Below are 16,843 nucleotides of genomic sequence, written 5' to 3'. Positions count from 1 at the left end.
CAAAATAATCAAAAAAAAACGGAGGCGGAGCGGGAAGAACTACACCTTCCCGATCAACCAACAAGGGCCGCTACTCCTGCTCGCCCGCCTTCTGCCGCGTTTCAGCACCACCCTTCTTCTCACGCCTCACAGGCGGTTCGCGATACAGAGAAAACACCAAATACGCCACCACAACAATAGCAAGCCCGATAAACCCCCAAACGACAAACGGGTTTTCTAACACTCTGCTCTCCTCACTATCACACCGATCCCCAATACCGTCCCGGTCAACATCACTCTGATCCCTATTCGGATGCTCCGGACAGTTATCGCACGCATCACCAAGGCCGTCACCATCCCAGTCCAGCTGATCACTGTTTGACTCCTTTGGGCAATTATCAACCACATCAAAAACGCCGTCGCCATCAGCATCCTCGCACACGTCCCCAACGCCATCCACATCACTATCACGCTGGTTTGAATTCTTCACAGACGGGCAGTTATCACACGCATCACCAACACCATCCACATCACTATCACGCTGATCAGGATTCGCAATTTTACAGTTGTCCAGGTAATTCGGCGCTCCGTCACCGTCATCGTCGTCGCACGCATCACCAACACCATCCCTGTTCACATCAATCTGCTCAGGATTATACCCTTCAACACAGTTATCCTCCCCGTTCAAAACACCGTCGCCGTCATCATCATCGCACACGAAGCCAACACCATCCAAATCCCGATCCAACTGGTTCGGATTATAATTCCTTGGGCAGTTATCACACGCATCACCAACACCATCCACATCACGATCCAACTGATCAACATTCTTCACAAGCGGGCAGTTATCACACGCATCACCAACACCATCCACATCACTATCACGCTGATCAGGATTCGCAACGAACGGGCACGTATCACCCGCGCCAACACCATCACTATCCGGGTCGGATGTGAACGAAGGGTTAATTCGCTCCCCTGTTGTGAACACGAACGGCGTATCAGCCGTGCTGTACAACCCTGTCAAGTCATAGTCCGGCAACGAAGCGGCGGAGTTCCCATAATACACTTTGTAATCCTTCCTCCCATCACCAAAGAACAAAACATACCCCGCATCTTCACCAAGCACTTCCACCTCGCTTATCACCAACGAGCCAGTATGCCGAAACGTGAAGCGCAAGTAGCGAAACTTCGCTGGCGCGTACGGAACCACCACGACGCTGCCTTTGCTCACCTTGCTCATTTTTCGAAGTAGCGTCCACGAACCCTTATCATTGCTCCCTTCCACTTGGACCTCGGTAAACGTGTAGAGCGGATCGGGGGTGAAGAACCTCGCTTTACTCGTCAACTTCTCACCGCCCAGATCAAGAATGAGCCACGCCGAATCTTTATCAACCGTCGCGTCCACTTGAAAGTACTCGCCATCCCCCAATCCCTTCAAGCCATCAATCACGTTCAGAGGCGAGAAGTCCACCGAGCGAAACGGTGGCCGAACCGAAGACGCCTCAACGGCTTGTACTCTTTGAACTTCTTCCCGCTTCTTGCTCAAAAAAAGCTTGAACGGAACTTCCTCCACGCCGGCCACAATACGAATATCGGCAGCATCAACACGGGCATGATCAAGAATGGAAGCGTCGAGCGCGAGCTTTACCGGCTCTTGCACCTCCCTCGGAATCGCGATGTCTTGCACGTACTTCCATTCGGAAAAGTCCGCCGTGCCGAGCACGAAGGGCAACACGCAAGTAACTACGAACAGCGCTAACGAGACATGAGCAACGCGCATCCGCCATGAACTTTGATTCATCATTCCCCCTCTTCCTCTCCCTTCAAAAACTCTTCAATGCGCTCCTTGTTCTTCGTATAGACGAACGAGATGACCAGCGCCAACACACCCACAACAATAGTCACAATCACCCGGTACGGTGTTGAAACACTGTTCAAGTCAAAAATAAGCAACTTTGCCAGAACGAGACCAAAAAGCACAACACCAAAGGTGCGAACAACCTTTTTTTTGTTAACAAAACCGGCTACGATGAGAACGATGGCCTCGACCGTCCACACAATGGAAAGCAGAATCTGCCTCGCGTCGGACCTGAGCGAGGAGAACAACCCATTCCAATCGACAACCTCAATTGTGAGAAATAACGTGAACAAAACCAAACCGACAAGAGGAACGAGCCGTATCAAAAACCGTTCATTAGGTTCTGACCGCAATACTTCCTCGTTGTCTCGCAGCAACACATATATCAGCCAAAGAATAGCAACCGTCACGGAAAAAATGAGGGTTCGCTCGCCAAAGTCAAGCATAAAGGAATCCCACACGACGACACGCACAACACCGATCGCCGCAACAAGATAGCCTAGCAAGCGAGAGAAGGCGTGTTTCACGCGAACACCACCAAAGATGAGCAATAAACCCTCAAGCAACCACGCCAGCGACACCCACGCGTTATCAAGCTGAATCGGCACGGCAATCGTTAGGAAGGTTACGCTGAGCGCGATGAATGCTTCAAACAAGTTTACCAAGCGGCGCCTCTTCGCAATGAACGCCATGAGCACATACACCACTGCGAAGAAGACCACGAACACACCCCGCGCACTTGGCCACCACTCCTTCACAAGGAGAAAGCCGAACCTGAAAGAGAGCGCGGCGTTAAGCACCGAGAGCGCAACGTTCTGCCAATGCTTCTCGTCATCCCGCAAGAGAACACTCAACACATTAAAAAGGACGAAGAAAACCAGCACATACCCTAAAAGCACATAAATAACGCCAGGAACAAAACTCCCTGCCTGCTCCCCATACCTGTACGCCCTCCACTTCGCATCTGAAAAAACCAAGCCGTACACGATGTACGAAGCAATCACACTCCCAATGCCTAACGGCCAGTTCTTCCTTGCCACCAGGACCGCCAAGCCAATCGAGAGCAAGAGCGTGTAGAGCATGACCGGATGCAGCATGCCCTCTCCTCCATCAATAAAGGCCAAGATGCCGGAGAGATACCCAAGAAAGAATGCAAACCCCGCAAGGATGACAGAGTCATGACGAAGCGCCAACGCCACCGCACCAGCAACTACGGCAAGAAGCAAGAACGCCTCTAAACCAAACGTGACTCTCAACGCGACACGGTACTTTTCAAAAAAATACATTGCAAAAAACGTGAAGTAGAGCAAGCCCAACCCGCCGCCCGTCAGAAGCTGCGAGAACGCCAAAAACTGTTTCCTACGCGATAGTTCGCCCGCTAAAAGCACGCCTGCGGATAGGAGCACGCCCAGGACAATCTCCTCGCCCGGACCGATCCAGCCCTGCTCCTTCGCATACGAGTACAAGAAGAACAGCCCTAAAACAAGCAGGAGAAAGCCGACACTGCCAAAAACCTTAAAACCGAGGTTTTCAACCTGCCTCGGCTCCCTCTTGGCAGCAGCACGGCGCTCCAACGCCGCCGACGAAGCGGATGCAGCCTTTGCATGGTGCGACGCGGCAAGCGCGTCGTCTTCACCGCTAGCACTCCCAACACGCGCTTTTGCTTCAGAAGAAGACGCTCCGCCAAGCCCCGACACTGCTTGCTCGAGCGCATCAACCCGCCCTTTCAAAATCTCCAGGTTCTTCTGCAACGCGGCCTGGTTCTTTGCCAGCTTCGCAATGTCCTCCTTGAGCGCCACAGCAAACACTCCTGAAGCAAACTTTATAAATTTTCTCTCCAAGCCCTCCGCCGCCCGCCACGAGGACTCCAAGAAGGCGCGCCAAAACCAACTCCTAGAACCGTACTGAAACGAAAAGAAACGCTTAAAAACAAGAAAAGAGAAACAACACCCCATATGTGCTTTGCAGTCCCTGGGAAGGTCATCGCCATCAACGACAAAACCGCAACGCTCGACTTTGACGGCCAGCAAGCCAGCGCCGACATCTCGCTCCTCGACCACGTAAAAAAAGGCGACTACGTCCTCGTCCAAGCAGGAATGGCTGTCGAGAAGGTCCCCCCCGAAAAAGCCAAAGCACTATACCACCTCCTCTCACCATAAGAACACACCCCCGCGCGCTAAACCTCCTTAGCCAACCTTCTCATAGTTCCTGGCGCGACTGGCCACGAACGGCAACCTCCTGAGAAGCCACGCCACGAACCGGTCACGACCCTGAACGAGATTTTCAGACGCGGCGCTTCACACTGCCCGCTCGTTGTAGAGATCAAGGGCGTAGCGCGTGTACTTCTCAATACGCGCTACATCTTCCTCGCGCAACAACACCGGCGCGAACCCCCAATGCAACGCTACGAAATCACCCCTGCGAACCCGCCCCAACAAACCAGGCACGTACCCCACCTCACGCTCCACACGCCCGCCAAGAACCACCTTTCCTCCGTCCTCAACTAAGCGCGTCGTCCTCACCCGGAGCAACTCCTTTTCTGCACGCACCTCAAGCACCTCACCCCAACTAATCCTGCACTGGTCGTAACTGTTCATCACGAGCGGCACTGTGCCAGCAGTCCTCCCCACACCAACATAAAACACGTGGAAATTATGATGAGGCAACACCTTCTCGGGCAACGACTCGATGAGCGCTTCCCCAATCCTGCGAGGCAGGCTTCGCAACGCGGAACGCTTCGCCATCAACCCCTCAATAATCCCTCTTGCCTCATCGCGCGTAAACCCTTCAAGCAAGCGATTACCCAACCAGTACGCCTCAACAACGTCATAATCGAGAACGTCCCGCCCGTGCTTTTGCGCAATCGCGCTCAAGTACGGATAGAGCCCTTCAAACTGCTCAAACGCGGCTCTCACTTCGTCCTCATTATCCTTCCTCTCCAAGTACCTCTGAAACAACGCCTGAGCTCGCTGCGGACCGCAGAACCGCAACGACGTAGGCCTGAGTGAAAACCTGATGCAGAGCTCAATCCCGTCCACGAACCACCCGCCCCCAACGATCCAACACTACGAAAAGGAACACGAAACAGGAACTGCCAAACACCAAACCCACACCCTTCCATGAATCCATAACCAGCCACCCACACAACCAAGCATAAACAAGCATAAGAGCAAACAAAAACGCCAGACCGCGACAACACGCCCTCGGCACCGAGCCACGACGCTCCGCAGCTCACACCTGAGCACGCAACAACACCGCAACGACACCACCATATAAAATAATTACGGTTCGCAAGTAGAGGCAAATCTTTTTATATCTTCACGCTCGCAAGACAAAGAAATGGCCACGCCCCAGCAGTCCGCTCGCAGCAACGCTGTGTGGAAACTCCAAAAAGAGAGGCTTTCTTCCCTCCTCAAGACACTCATGCAAACCTACACCGTCTTCGCCCCCATCAAGCAAGACGAAACCCGCTACGAAGAACTCGCCACCGAAGACGCCATCAAGGACATCACCCTCGAAGAATTCCCCCTCTTCCCCGCCAAAAAAATTTTCTTCCCAAAAGAAGAAACACTCTTTCACTTCAAAGGCAACACCCTCACCCCCGCAACACCGCAAAAGAAACCTAAAGTCGTCTTCGGACTTCGACGCTGCGACCTCAACGCGATCGCCCACCAAGACATCGCCTTCACCACGGAACACCCTGACCCGTACTACCAAGCCCGCCGCGACGAAACCGTCCTCATCGGCATCCACTGCGCAACGGCCTACGACGAATACTGCTTCTGCGGCTCCCTCAACCTGGACAAGAACGCCCAGGACATCATGCTCTACCCAAAAGCCGACCACTACCTCCTCGAAGCCACGAGCAACCAAGGAGAACAACTCCTCAACAACCTCGCCCAAACCCTCCCTGACACCCTCACCCCAACTCCTCATTCCATCTCCGACGAAGAAAAAACCACGCCAGGAACCAACAACCTCGCAACCATCAACCTCAACCACTTCATCAATAACAAGCAATGGGAAGAACCTGCCTCGCGGTGCATCGACTGCGCCGCGTGCAACACGCTCTGCCCTACTTGCTACTGCTTCGAAATCCACGACACCTCATCCCTTCCAGAACTCACGAAAGGAAAGCGCGAGCGCAAATGGAGCGCGTGCATGACGCCAAGCTTCACCCGCGTCGCCGGCGACCACATCTTCCGGCACGAGCTCCTCGACAGGTTCAAACACCGCATCTACCACCAGCTCCAATGGTTTAAAGACCGCTTCGGCGTTCACCTCTGCGTCGGGTGTGGCCGGTGCATCCGCGGATGCCCAGAACGAATCGACTTTCGCTCCACCATCAACGCATTCAAGGAGAACACGCCAGAGGAAAACACACCATGAACCCTATCGAAACAAACAACGCAAGCAACGGCGCCCAAACAACCAACCCTTACCAGCCGTTCCCCGTCACTGTTCTTTCCAACAAGAAAGAAACAGAAGACATCTTCACTCTCCGGCTTGATTGGCAACCACGCCACCAGCCAGGCCAGTTCGTCCAGGTCAGCCTCCCCGGCATCGGCGAGGCACCAATCAGCATTAGCAGCTACTCAGACGAGCACGTCGACCTCTCCATCCGAAAGGTCGGCAACGTCACCAACGCACTCGAACACGTCAAAGCAGGGGATGAACTCCTCGTACGCGGGCCGTACGGCCGCGGCTACCCCATGCACCACTTCACAAACAACCACCTCGTCCTCATTGGAGGGGGCTGCGGCGTCGCTCCCCTGCGCGGCGTTATTGAATACATCGAACGACACCGAAACAACTACCTTGACGTCACGCTCTTCCTCGGCTACCGAACACCAGGCGACATCCTCTACGGCCACAGCATTCAAGAATGGGAAAAAACCTTCCGCGTCCACGTCAGCGTCGACAAAGCCCCGGCCGAAGCGTGCTACACGGGCAACGTCGGCTTCATCACCGACGTCGTCAAGAAGACACCCTTCACCAACGAGAACAAAATCGTTATCATGTGCGGCCCCCCCGTCATGATGCGCACCTGCATCGACCTCCTTCAAGAAAAAGGGTTTCACGAAGACCAAATCTTCGTCAGTGCCGAGCGCCTCATGTTCTGCGCTGTTGGCAAATGCGGCCATTGCATGATACGCGGAACCTACACTTGCAAAGACGGACCTGTCTTTCGATACGACGAGGTGAGCAGCTTTGGAAACGACTTTTAAAGCAACAAACAAGAGCGAAGAACACAAAGGCCCGCCGCGCCGCGCCGAAGGGCTGCGCAAACCCGTCATTGGCGTGTACGGCGTCACCGGCTGCTACGGATGCATGCTCAGCGTCATTTTCAACGAGGACGACCTCCTCGACCTCATCGAAGCCGTCGATCTCAAAAGCTTCCCCTTCATCAAAGAACACAACCCGCAAAACATCCACTACGACGTCATCCTCGTCGAAGGCCTCGTCGCAAAAAAAGAAGACATTGAAGAGCTCAAGAAGTGGAGGGGCATGTGCACGTACCTCGTCGCCCTCGGAGCCTGCGCTCACACCGGCGGCATACCTGCCATGCGCAACTTCATCGGAGAGGACCGCTACGCAAAACTCAAGTTCAACCGCTGCCTCAAACTCGAAGACACGCAGGCCGCCCCTATTGACAACTACGTCACTGTAGACTACACCATCCCGGGCTGCCCTCCTGACAAAAAAGAAATCCTCTCCTTCATCAAAGACTTCGCCCTCGGCCGCGTCCATCGCGGCTACCTCAACCCTGTTTGTGTGGAATGCCGAAAAAACGAAAACCGCTGCCTCCTCGAAGACGGCAAACTCTGCCTCGGCCCCATCACGAGCGGAGGATGCAACAGCGTCTGCACCAACGCAGGCCTCGAATGCTGGGGGTGCCGCGGCCCAGCCCTCCAAGCACGCTACGACGCCTTCTTCGACCTGCTCGAAAAAAAAGGCTTTGACACCGACGCGATCAGGACTCGGCTGCAAAGCTTTGCCGGCCTCAAAATCCCCGAACAACAACGCATACGACACGAGGTGCCCCATGGGCAAAATCATTGAACTCAACCACATCACCAAAATAGAAGGCCACGCCAGCCTCTCCCTCGGCCTAGACGGCACAACCGTAACGAAATGCGAGCTCCAAGCAGAAGAGGGCGCCCGCTATTTTGAAGGCCTCGTCGTCGACCGACACTACCGAGAAGCGAGCGAGATAACTTCGCGCATCTGTGGCATTTGCTCCTGCGCCCACACTATCTGCGCCATCCAAGCTTGCGAAGCGGCCCTCGGCATCGAGCCGAGCGAGCAAACCTACAAACTCCGCGAACTCCTCACCTACGCCGAACGCATCAGGAGCCACACGACCCACCTCTACTTCCTCGCCCTCCCGGACTACCTCGGCTTTGAGAGCGCGCTCGCCATGGCCCCTACGCACAAAGCAACCCTTCAACAAGCCCTTCGCCTCATGAAGCTCGGCAACGATCTTATCTTTCTCATCGGCGGACGAGACCTCCACCCAGCCAGCGCAACCGTTGGGGGCTGGCTCAAGCTGCCTCCAGTACAAGAACTACGCACAATCGCACGACGCCTGCGCGAAGCGCTGCCTGACGCCGAACAAACAGCAAACCTCTTCGCCCGCCTCAAACAACCCTCCTTCCAGAGACCGACAGAGTACTTCTCCCTCACCAGGCCTGGAGAGTACGCAACGCTACGAGGAGACCTCACCTCGCAGAGTTCTCGCTTCCCCAAGGAGCGCTACCACGAATTCCTCCACGAATACCACGAACGCTACGCCACCTCCAACTTCGTCGTCAAAGAAGGCAAGAGCTACCTCGTCGGCGCACTCTCCCGCCTCAACAACAACCACCAATGGCTCAGCCCGGCCGCGCAACGCGTCGTGGCAAGACACAGCATCACCTTTCCCCTCCACGGCCCCTTCCTCAACAACCTCGCCCAAGCAATAGAACTCGTTCACTACGTAGAAAAAGCAGCAGAACTTTGCGAAACGCTCACCCCAAAAAAAGAACCACTTATTGAAGCACAGCCACGCTCGGGCGTCGGCATAGGCGCCATCGAAGTACCCCGCGGCGTCCTCTGGCACGAGTACGAGCTGGACAAAACAGGAACCATTATCAGAGCCAATATCATCACCCCCACCTGCCAAAACCTGCGCAACTGCGAAGACGACATCAAAGCCTTCGTCCCGACCATCGCCCACCTCCCAAAAGAAGCACTAGTGACAGAAATAGAAAAACTCATCCGCTCCTACGATCCCTGCTTTAGCTGCAGCACGCACTTCCTCAAAGTGAAGTGGTTCTCAAAATAAAAAAACAAAAACAAAAAACGAAAACAAAAACAATCCGTGACGCAATCCATGACGGCCCGCCGTGGCTACACTTTTTTCAACAGCGCCACGATGTCGTTTACGGCGACGCGTCCGGAAACAGGAACCGCAACAATCGTTACTTGCTCCTCCTTGACCACACCAACTTCCTTGAGAAGTTTGAGGAAGAACGCAAGATCAAAATCATGAAGCGAAGAAACCCTGCCCGTCTCCAGCAGGTCAAGACGCTCCACAACTACTGGCTCTTCAACCCCTTCTGCGACATCAAGAATCACCACACGATCGCCGCGCTCTAAACGAGGAAGGAGCTCCTGCGGATCCTTCACGTGCGTGCACAAAACACCGCGTTTTTCCAACTCTTTCACCACGCAGTACGCGCCGCTATCCCGCTCAACCCACTCATTCCCAAAGACGAAAAGCTCTCTCATCAAGCATCACGCTCTTCACGCTTAAACAAAACACCCCGCATCTCCTTCACAATCTGCCTTCTTCTTTTTGAACAATCACTTTCGTGCACGAATTGCCAGAAACCGCTTTCGAATGAGCCGCAAGGCCTCATCGACCCTCTTACGCGCCCACTCCTTGCTCTTCCCATACACTTTCGCGATTTCATTCAAGGTTGAAGCATCGTACCCGTTCAATCCAAATTTTCGCTCCAACACATCCCTCAATGCAGGATCGAGCGCATCAAGCACCGCGTACAACACGTTAATGTCTTTCTTTCTGTCCAACGAGGATACGGCTTCACCCTCAGTGAACCTTTCTTGGCACGCTGCAATCTCCTCTTCGAGACTATCATAGGCGTCACTTAACGAGACCGTTGTTGAACGCAAAACCTTTGCCGCTTGTTCCTGCGCTGTGGTTTTCCATTCTGGAGCTGATTCCGTTGCACAAGCCTCTTGTTCCGTTACCTTCTCCCGTATGTATCGAGGAACCCTTACCAAAGTACGCGTTCTCTCAGCAAAATCCCTCAGATGCTTATGTATCCAGAACGTGGCATACGTTGAAATCGCTGCGCCTGTAGCAGGGTCATAGGTATTCATTGCTCGCGTGAGCCCGGTGTTCGCTTCATTCACGAAGTCCTCAACAGGCAAATCCCCATTCCTCCTCCAAAACTTGAGTGCAAGATGAAATGCTAAACGAAGATTTGATTCTATTAGCTCATTGCGCGCCTTAACATCCCCTTCTCGCATCCGCTTGTGCAGTTCAATCACTCTGCTCTTAGGAAGGCCTGAAGAGGAACGCTGTAACACGCGCATGTAGAGCGAGAGTGAACTGCTCTCAGTGGCATAGTTTGACCGCGTCATTTTTCAAAAAGAAGGAGAAACCACTCCTTCCTTTTAAAGTTTTCACGAGCATTCAAAAACTATTTCTCAAAATTCAACGGAGAACGCAAGGGAATGCGAACTGCTCAAAACGAAAAGCATCCTTTCACGCCCAGATTACGCTCCCTCTTCGCCTTCGTCAGTCCTCTTGCAGCTCGACCGTTTTGAGAACAATCTGGTCGCCTTCCTTCACGAGCGGAAGTGAACCGCACACAGGGCATTCGAACAGGGTAGCATCATGCTGCTTTTGCACAATCTTCGGCTCGCCACAATAACCACAAACACATTCAACGAGCGCTCGTTTCTCAACGACCGTGACGTCCCACTCCGTCCTGTCCAAGAGCACCTGGCGCATCTCATCAGCGGGGAGGTGCGCAAGGTCCCCGACCTCAACAACAATACCTTTCACAGCCCCGCACTTTTTTGCCTCCTCAATAATCCTGTTCGCAATCGCTTGCTCATGCACGCCGGATCACCTCAGCCAGCTTCGCAAGGTGTGCATCGTCTGCCCGCTCGTAATCATGGGAGGAAATATACCCAGGATAGGTTCGAAAAAATACCCTCTGCTTTGACTCTATCGGCTTCCACTCTTTCATATTCGCCGTCCCGTGCATAGGAAAGAGCTTTGCGTGCACGTGATCAACTCCGAAGCCTTCAAAAATTAAGCCCGTTCTCCCAACATCATCAAACGCCCTGTCAATCTTCTTCGCAACCTTTTTTGCGGCTGCAACGAGGCCGCATAACACATCATCAGGGAGGTCGAAGGCGTAACTCGGGTAATGCTCCTTGGTGATCACAACGCTAAACCCGTCAGTATTGGGAAAAATGGAAAGAAACGCCAAGTGCTTCTCATCCTCCCAGATCGTATGACAAGGAACGTCGCCCTTCACTATTTTGCAAAAGATACACTCTTCGCCACTCACCCTGCTCACCTCCTGCATACACCCGTCTTCTTCACCACTGCTCCCGCCTAATATGCTCGTGCGGCACGCCGTGCACTTCAAGAGCACAAATAATTTGAGCAACCATTCCCGGAGGGCCGCAAAGATAATAATGCGGGGCTCGAAGGTCAACGACGCGCTCTGCCACAAGCGACTCCGTCACGTGACCCGCATACCCTTGCCACGACCCATCCTTAGGATGATCAACCACCGGGATGTACGAGAAATTCTCATGCTCCGAAGAAAGAGCAGAAAACTCGTTGTGTAAAATAATGTCTTGCTCGGTCCGGTTTCCAAAAAAAAGCCATATTGGCACCTTCACCTTCTTTGCTAGGAGGTAATGCAAAATTGAACGAAGGGGGGCTATGCCAGAACCGCCGCCGATGAGAACAACAGGGGCGTATACGCCGTCACGATAATAAAACGTGCCAAACGGCCCCTTTACGTCCACAACATCTCCTTCTTTTTTTGCAAACAAGGCAGGCGTCAAGCGACCGTGTTCAACTCGCTTGATGATGAGCTCAAAAAAACCCTGCTCCTCAGTAGGCGAGGTCGCGATGGAATACGGCCGTGCAACGTTGCTTTCCGGAAGGGAGAGTAAACAGAACTGTCCTGGCCTGTGTTCAAGCGGCTTTTCTGGGCGAAGGCGAAACCTCCTGACGGCTTGTGTTTCCTGAATAATCGCTTCAATAACCGCCTGCATGCTGGCAGAGAAAACGAATCAATCATTTTTAAATATTGCCCTCGCGCCCTCCTTTCTTTCGCCGCCCGCCTCGGCGAACACGCCCAGCAACCGCCAACGTCGCGGCACCGACTGACAGCACTCCAAAAAGCGTTGCCAAAACAAACCCTTCTTCCGAACCGCCTCTTCCGTTTTCAACTGCGGGCTTTGCAACGTCACACACGTTCTCCCCGGAACAAAAAGGAGGAAAACAACAACTCTGGCTGACAACAAAGCCAGTAATGCCGCGCCCTAACAAGAACACACCTGCTAATACGAGCACTATGGCAAACGCAACGGTGAACGGGACGTTCCTACCCATACAAGAAAAAAATCAGAAGAGAAGTAACATAAATACTTTTCCCCAAAAAAAAGAGTCTGGAAAGGCCTGAAAAAAAAAACATCCAAAAAAAATTGACGCGCGTGAGCGTTCACGCGACAATCTCGAGTACTGATCGCAGCGCTTCCAAGAACGACTCAACCTCTTCCATCGTATTATAGAGATAAAAGGAAACCCGCACCGTCCCATCCAACTGTTGCTTGTTAAACCACGCGTGCACACAATGCCTCCCGGAACGTGTCGCAAATCCTCCTGACTCGTCCAGCAAGAGCGCCACCTGATGCACGTCAACACCTTCAACAAAGAAGCTTGTCACGCCACCACGCTCCTTTGGAGAAGGCCCGATAACTCGAACGCCACGGTGGGAAAACTCCCTGAGCCCCTCCTCCAAGCGCTGCGTCAACGCGACTTCATGATCGTGGATGCGGGAGAGCCCTACACTCAGCAAAAACTCCATCGCGGCGCCAAGACCAATAATACCTGCGTAGTTCTGCAAACCTGCTTCAAAACGATGCGGCAGCTCCTCAAACTCGGCACCTTGCAGCGTCGCGTCAACAACAGTCCCGCCGCCAACAAGGGCAGGAACCAAACGCTCAAGCCACGCCTTCTTCCCGTACAGCAGGCCAGTCCCGCTCGGGCCGAGCATTTTATGCCCTGAACAAGCAAAAAAATCGACGTCAAGCGCGCGCACATCAACACGACGGTGGGGTGCTGCTTGCGCTCCATCAAGAAGAACAGGCACGCCATGCTTATGCGCAGCACGAATAACGTCCTTCACCGGAATGCTTGACCCGTCCGCGTTAGACGTGTAAACCATCGACACTAAACCAACACGCCCTTTTTCCAGCACTCGAGACAGCGCCTCCACGTCACCAAAGGGAACGGCAACATGACGAACCACGCCTTTTTTTGCCAACTGTTGCCACACGAGCAGATTCGAGTTATGTTCTTTATCCGTCGTGACGACAACATCCCCCTTCTTGAAAGGAAAAGAATGCGCTACGATATTAATTGCGTGCGTCGTTCCGCTCGTAAAAATAATTTCCTCATTCCTTTTCGCCCCAAAAAACTTCCGAGCAATTGAGCGTGAACGTGCAACTTCAGCATCAACGCGCTTGCCCAGCCTGTGCATGCTCCGCTCTCCACACGAAGGAAACAATTCATAATACTGCCTAACGGCTTCGATGACACACCGGGGACGAAGCGTCATGCACGCGTTATCAAAATACACCACACCCCCCTTTTCACCGTTTCCAAACAGCGGAAACTCTTTTCTTATTTTTTCCACGTTCAAACGCATTTCGTGCCACCACCGCCCAACGCTGCTGCGCGCAAGCGCATCCTCGCCGCGCCCGCTAAGAACACGCAGGATGCCCGCCGCTCTTCAAAAACACGAGGACCGTTTCCACAAGCAAAACACATAGCAAGGAAAAACACAGTATTATTTATGCGTTTGCTTCCGATCGCGCCTCACTCCTTCACCTTCCAGCCAGAGCGCAATAGCGCCACCACAAACGTGAAGGCCGCAACGCCGAGGATGAACAACACCGTCAAGCCCTGCCAAATTGGAGCATCATGAATTCCTAAGATGGCATAGCGAAAGCCGTCAACCATGTAAAAAACAGGGTTGAGCAACGTCGCCTTCTGAAATGACGCAGGAAGATTGCTTATGCTATAAAAGACTCCGCCAAGCATCGTCAACGGCGTGAGAACGAACGTGACAACAATCCCTAAGTGGTCGAACTTATCCGCCCAAAAACCGACCAGAACACCCAAGCTCCCGACAAAAAATACTGCCAGCAAAACATACACTACCAACAACACAACGTGTTCAACGCGAAACGGAATAAAAAAAGACGTTGCCGCCACAATACCCGCCCCGGTGATGATGCTCCTCGCAAGACCGCCCATGAGCACGCCAAGAACGATCTCCATATACGAGATCGGCATTGTCAAGATATGCTCAAAATGCTTTGTGTACCGACTCATAAATAAGCTAAACGACGATCCTTGATACGCAGCGGACACCATATTCATGATCACCAAGCCAGGAACCAAGAACTCAAGATACGAAACACCTCCCGGAGCAGACGCCGACCTTCCCAGAACAAAATAAAAAATGGTAATGAACAAAATCGTGCTCACTATGGGAGGAAAGAGTGCTTGAGCCCACACCTTAAAGGTACGATGCACTTCGTGCTTGACCAAGGTGAACAAACCCCACCAGTTCATGACCTCCCCCTCCTCGTCATCCTCAAAAAAAGATGCTCCAAGTTCTCCCTTCCCGTCTCTACCCGCAAGACAGCAATACCGCGCCGCTCCAGCGCATCCAAAATCTTCTTTGCCTTCTCATGAACGCCCTTCCCCACAATCATCGTCTTACTTCCTACACGCTCGACACGCAGCCCTTTCAACGCGGACGAAGGGACCGGCTTGTCTGTCTCAACTGTTAGCATCTCGCAGCTCAAATCAGCAAGGAGTTTCTCCTTCTTCCCCAGAGCCAAGAGCCTCCCTTCATGAATGATGGCAACGTCGTGACAGAGGAGCTCCACTTCCTCCAAATAATGACTTGTCAGGATTATCGTCTTTCCCTCTTCATTAATTCGGCGAAGCTCCTCCCACAGCGACCGGCGAAGCTCAACATCAAGGGCGGCGGTTGGCTCATCAAGAATGAGCAAAGGAGGGTCGTGAATGAGCGCTCGCGCGATGATGAGCCGCCGCTTCATTCCTCCGCTCAGACGCTCGGACAACTTCTTCCTGTGCTCCCACAGCGAAAAACGATGCAACAAGCGCTCGGCACGCCTCCTTCCTTCACGCCACGGCAAGCCATAATACCCGGCGGTGTACTCAAGCTCCTCTTGCACCGTTAAGAACCGGTCAAAATTATATTCCTGCGGACTCAGACCAATGGACGCCTTCACCTTCCTGGACTCACGATCTACATCGCGGCCAAAGACGCGAATACTGCCCTCAAACCGTGTCAGACCCACAATGGAACGAATCGTTGTTGTTTTCCCTGCGCCATTCGGGCCGATAAATCCGAAAAAAGCCCCTTTGCGAACGTTGAAAGAAACACCCTTCACCGCCTCTACATCACCGTAGGACTTTTTCAAATTCTCCACTTCAAGCGCTACCATACCCTTCCCTCAATGCCCTGCCTAGGAAATACTTGTTCTGCAAAGGCGTTGGTTACGCGTGTTTCGGGCACCACGAACGCGTGCCAGACCACCAGTTCAGAGACCTCCTTGAGAGGCTTAGAAGCACAAATCATCCTTCGCTTCCCCGATCATTCATCGCTTCCCGAATCGCCCGGACAAGCTCCTCTTTGCTCGGCGCAACGAGCCGTTTCCCGTTGATAAAGAACGTTGGCGTCCCAAAAACGCCTGCGCTGACGCCATCCTCGAAATCCTTACGAACCTCGCTTTGCATCTGGCCGCTCTCCAAGCACGCCTCAAATTCGCTAACGTCAAGCCCTGTCTCTTGCGCGATCTCGACCAAGCCCGACTTTGTCGCCGTCTTTTGCGGATCAAGAAAGAGTGCGTCGTGAAACTCCCAAAACTTTCCTTGTGCGAGGGCGCAGTTAGCAGCGACGGCCGCCCTTGTTGACCCTGCATGCTTAATTTCGGGCTTCTCCTTCTTGCCGAACAAACGCTCAAGCCATGAGGGATCCTCAGGCACTTCACACGTAACCGATTCCGTCTCGACTGCTTCCTCGACACCGTCCAAGGGGAAGTCACGATACACAAAATGAATATCGCCCGAGAATTCATCAAGAATCTCTTTCACCATCGGCTCGGCTTTCCTCGTGAAAGGACAAAGGTAACACCCAAACTCAATAACTTCCACGCTTGCTTCCTCAGGACCTAATGCTGGGTCGTCATCGGGGCCGGGAAGAACCTCCCCTCCTTGAGAACCTACATCAATGCCGCTATACTGGCTGTGCTTCCCTGTCGGGTCAAAAATGCAAAACTCGCCAGAATTTTCTGGACCGTTGCAGTTCCCGTACTGAACGTAGTTATACAAGCCAAACGCGAGATTCACCACGGTCAGCAGGAGGAGAATTGTGAGGACCCAGCTGAGCAGTTCAGCATGCTTATAGACGAGCCTTGCAAGCCCAGGCCTTCGCTTCATCAACTTTCCTGCAAGCGCCGCCTTCACTTTCTTATCTAAGCTCGTGCTGCACTTCCTGAACGTTAGCCGGCGAAACACGCAGTCGAATGCTTCCTTCGCGAGGGGCCGGTACTTCGCACTAAATACGCCCAGGATGCCGAAAACAATCAAGGTGAGCAAGCAAAGCATGGTGTCGCCGGAAATGAACGGGGTATTTATAT

At 53.2% G+C, this 16,843-nt stretch carries 18 protein-coding genes; 5 read left to right on the top strand and 13 right to left on the bottom strand.

Features of this window, described 5'->3' with window-relative positions; all coding sequences use genetic code 11:
• Positions 1 to 70 precede the first annotated feature (70 nt).
• A complete protein-coding gene (locus D6783_00610) occupies positions 71 to 1,786 on the bottom strand; it encodes a hypothetical protein (protein ID RME53858.1) in 1,716 nt (571 codons plus the stop codon).
• Complete coding sequence (locus D6783_00605; protein ID RME53857.1) at positions 1,783 to 3,795, bottom strand: DUF2339 domain-containing protein; 2,013 nt, start codon at positions 3,793 to 3,795, stop codon at positions 1,783 to 1,785. Before D6783_00605 ends, D6783_00610 begins: the two co-directional genes overlap by 4 nt.
• Between D6783_00605 and D6783_00600 the strand changes: the two genes are divergently transcribed.
• Positions 3,796 to 3,999, top strand: a complete 204-nt coding sequence (locus D6783_00600; GenBank protein ID RME53856.1) for a HypC/HybG/HupF family hydrogenase formation chaperone — start codon at positions 3,796 to 3,798, stop codon at positions 3,997 to 3,999.
• A gap of 138 nt (positions 4,000 to 4,137) precedes the next feature.
• On the opposite strand, the gene D6783_00595 is transcribed toward D6783_00600, so the two are convergent.
• A complete protein-coding gene (locus D6783_00595; protein ID RME53855.1) occupies positions 4,138 to 4,878 on the bottom strand; it encodes a hypothetical protein in 741 nt (246 codons plus the stop codon).
• Between the two features lie 301 nt (positions 4,879 to 5,179).
• On the opposite strand from D6783_00595, the gene D6783_00590 reads away from it, so the two are divergent.
• The 4 genes from D6783_00590 to D6783_00575 are packed head-to-tail and all read left to right on the top strand — an operon-like array spanning position 5,180 to position 9,167.
• Positions 5,180 to 6,229 (top strand): hypothetical protein, encoded by a 1,050-nt coding sequence (locus D6783_00590; protein ID RME53854.1) that lies wholly within the window; start codon positions 5,180 to 5,182, stop codon positions 6,227 to 6,229.
• A complete protein-coding gene (locus tag D6783_00585) occupies positions 6,154 to 7,068 on the top strand; it encodes an anaerobic sulfite reductase subunit AsrB (protein RME53853.1) in 915 nt (304 codons plus the stop codon). The genes D6783_00590 and D6783_00585 overlap by 76 nt, the downstream gene beginning before the upstream one ends.
• Positions 7,052 to 7,903, top strand: coding sequence for a hypothetical protein (locus D6783_00580; GenBank protein ID RME53852.1), 852 nt, complete (start codon positions 7,052 to 7,054; stop codon positions 7,901 to 7,903). Before D6783_00585 ends, D6783_00580 begins: the two co-directional genes overlap by 17 nt.
• Positions 7,887 to 9,167 carry a Ni/Fe hydrogenase subunit alpha gene (locus D6783_00575; protein ID RME53851.1) on the top strand — a complete coding sequence of 427 codons (1,281 nt, stop codon included), beginning with the start codon at positions 7,887 to 7,889 and terminating at the stop codon, positions 9,165 to 9,167. The genes D6783_00580 and D6783_00575 overlap by 17 nt, the downstream gene beginning before the upstream one ends.
• A 65-nt stretch (positions 9,168 to 9,232) precedes the next feature.
• On the opposite strand, the gene D6783_00570 is transcribed toward D6783_00575, so the two are convergent.
• The 10 genes from D6783_00570 to D6783_00525 form a co-directional block, all read right to left on the bottom strand.
• Positions 9,233 to 9,613 carry a hypothetical protein gene (locus D6783_00570; protein ID RME53850.1) on the bottom strand — a complete coding sequence of 127 codons (381 nt, stop codon included), beginning with the start codon at positions 9,611 to 9,613 and terminating at the stop codon, positions 9,233 to 9,235.
• Between the two features lie 75 nt (positions 9,614 to 9,688).
• Complete coding sequence (locus D6783_00565; protein ID RME53849.1) at positions 9,689 to 10,492, bottom strand: sigma-70 family RNA polymerase sigma factor; 804 nt, start codon at positions 10,490 to 10,492, stop codon at positions 9,689 to 9,691.
• Between the two features lie 157 nt (positions 10,493 to 10,649).
• Positions 10,650 to 10,976, bottom strand: coding sequence for a hypothetical protein (locus D6783_00560; GenBank protein ID RME53848.1), 327 nt, complete (start codon positions 10,974 to 10,976; stop codon positions 10,650 to 10,652).
• Entirely contained in the window at positions 10,969 to 11,451 is a 483-nt protein-coding gene (locus D6783_00555; GenBank protein ID RME53847.1) for an HIT family protein, read from the bottom strand. The genes D6783_00560 and D6783_00555 overlap by 8 nt, the downstream gene beginning before the upstream one ends.
• A 13-nt stretch (positions 11,452 to 11,464) precedes the next feature.
• On the bottom strand, positions 11,465 to 12,154 hold the full coding sequence (locus D6783_00550; protein RME53846.1) for a hypothetical protein: 690 nt from the start codon (positions 12,152 to 12,154) through the stop codon (positions 11,465 to 11,467).
• Between the two features lie 28 nt (positions 12,155 to 12,182).
• Positions 12,183 to 12,494, bottom strand: a complete 312-nt coding sequence (locus D6783_00545) for a hypothetical protein (GenBank protein RME53845.1) — start codon at positions 12,492 to 12,494, stop codon at positions 12,183 to 12,185.
• Positions 12,495 to 12,603: 109 nt separating this feature from the next.
• Positions 12,604 to 13,812 (bottom strand): cysteine desulfurase, encoded by a 1,209-nt coding sequence (locus D6783_00540; GenBank protein RME53844.1) that lies wholly within the window; start codon positions 13,810 to 13,812, stop codon positions 12,604 to 12,606.
• A gap of 170 nt (positions 13,813 to 13,982) precedes the next feature.
• Positions 13,983 to 14,744, bottom strand: coding sequence for a hypothetical protein (locus D6783_00535; protein ID RME53843.1), 762 nt, complete (start codon positions 14,742 to 14,744; stop codon positions 13,983 to 13,985).
• Entirely contained in the window at positions 14,741 to 15,649 is a 909-nt protein-coding gene (locus D6783_00530; GenBank protein ID RME53842.1) for an ABC transporter ATP-binding protein, read from the bottom strand. The genes D6783_00535 and D6783_00530 overlap by 4 nt, the downstream gene beginning before the upstream one ends.
• A gap of 130 nt (positions 15,650 to 15,779) precedes the next feature.
• Positions 15,780 to 16,843 (bottom strand): hypothetical protein (locus D6783_00525; protein ID RME53841.1); only part of this gene is annotated, 1,064 nt, incomplete at its 5' end.

It is taken from the genome of Candidatus Woesearchaeota archaeon, from assembly GCA_003694805.1.
In the GTDB taxonomy this organism is placed as follows: Archaea; Nanobdellota; Nanobdellia; order Woesearchaeales; family J110; genus J110.
This window is presented reverse-complemented; position numbering and strand designations above follow the sequence as displayed.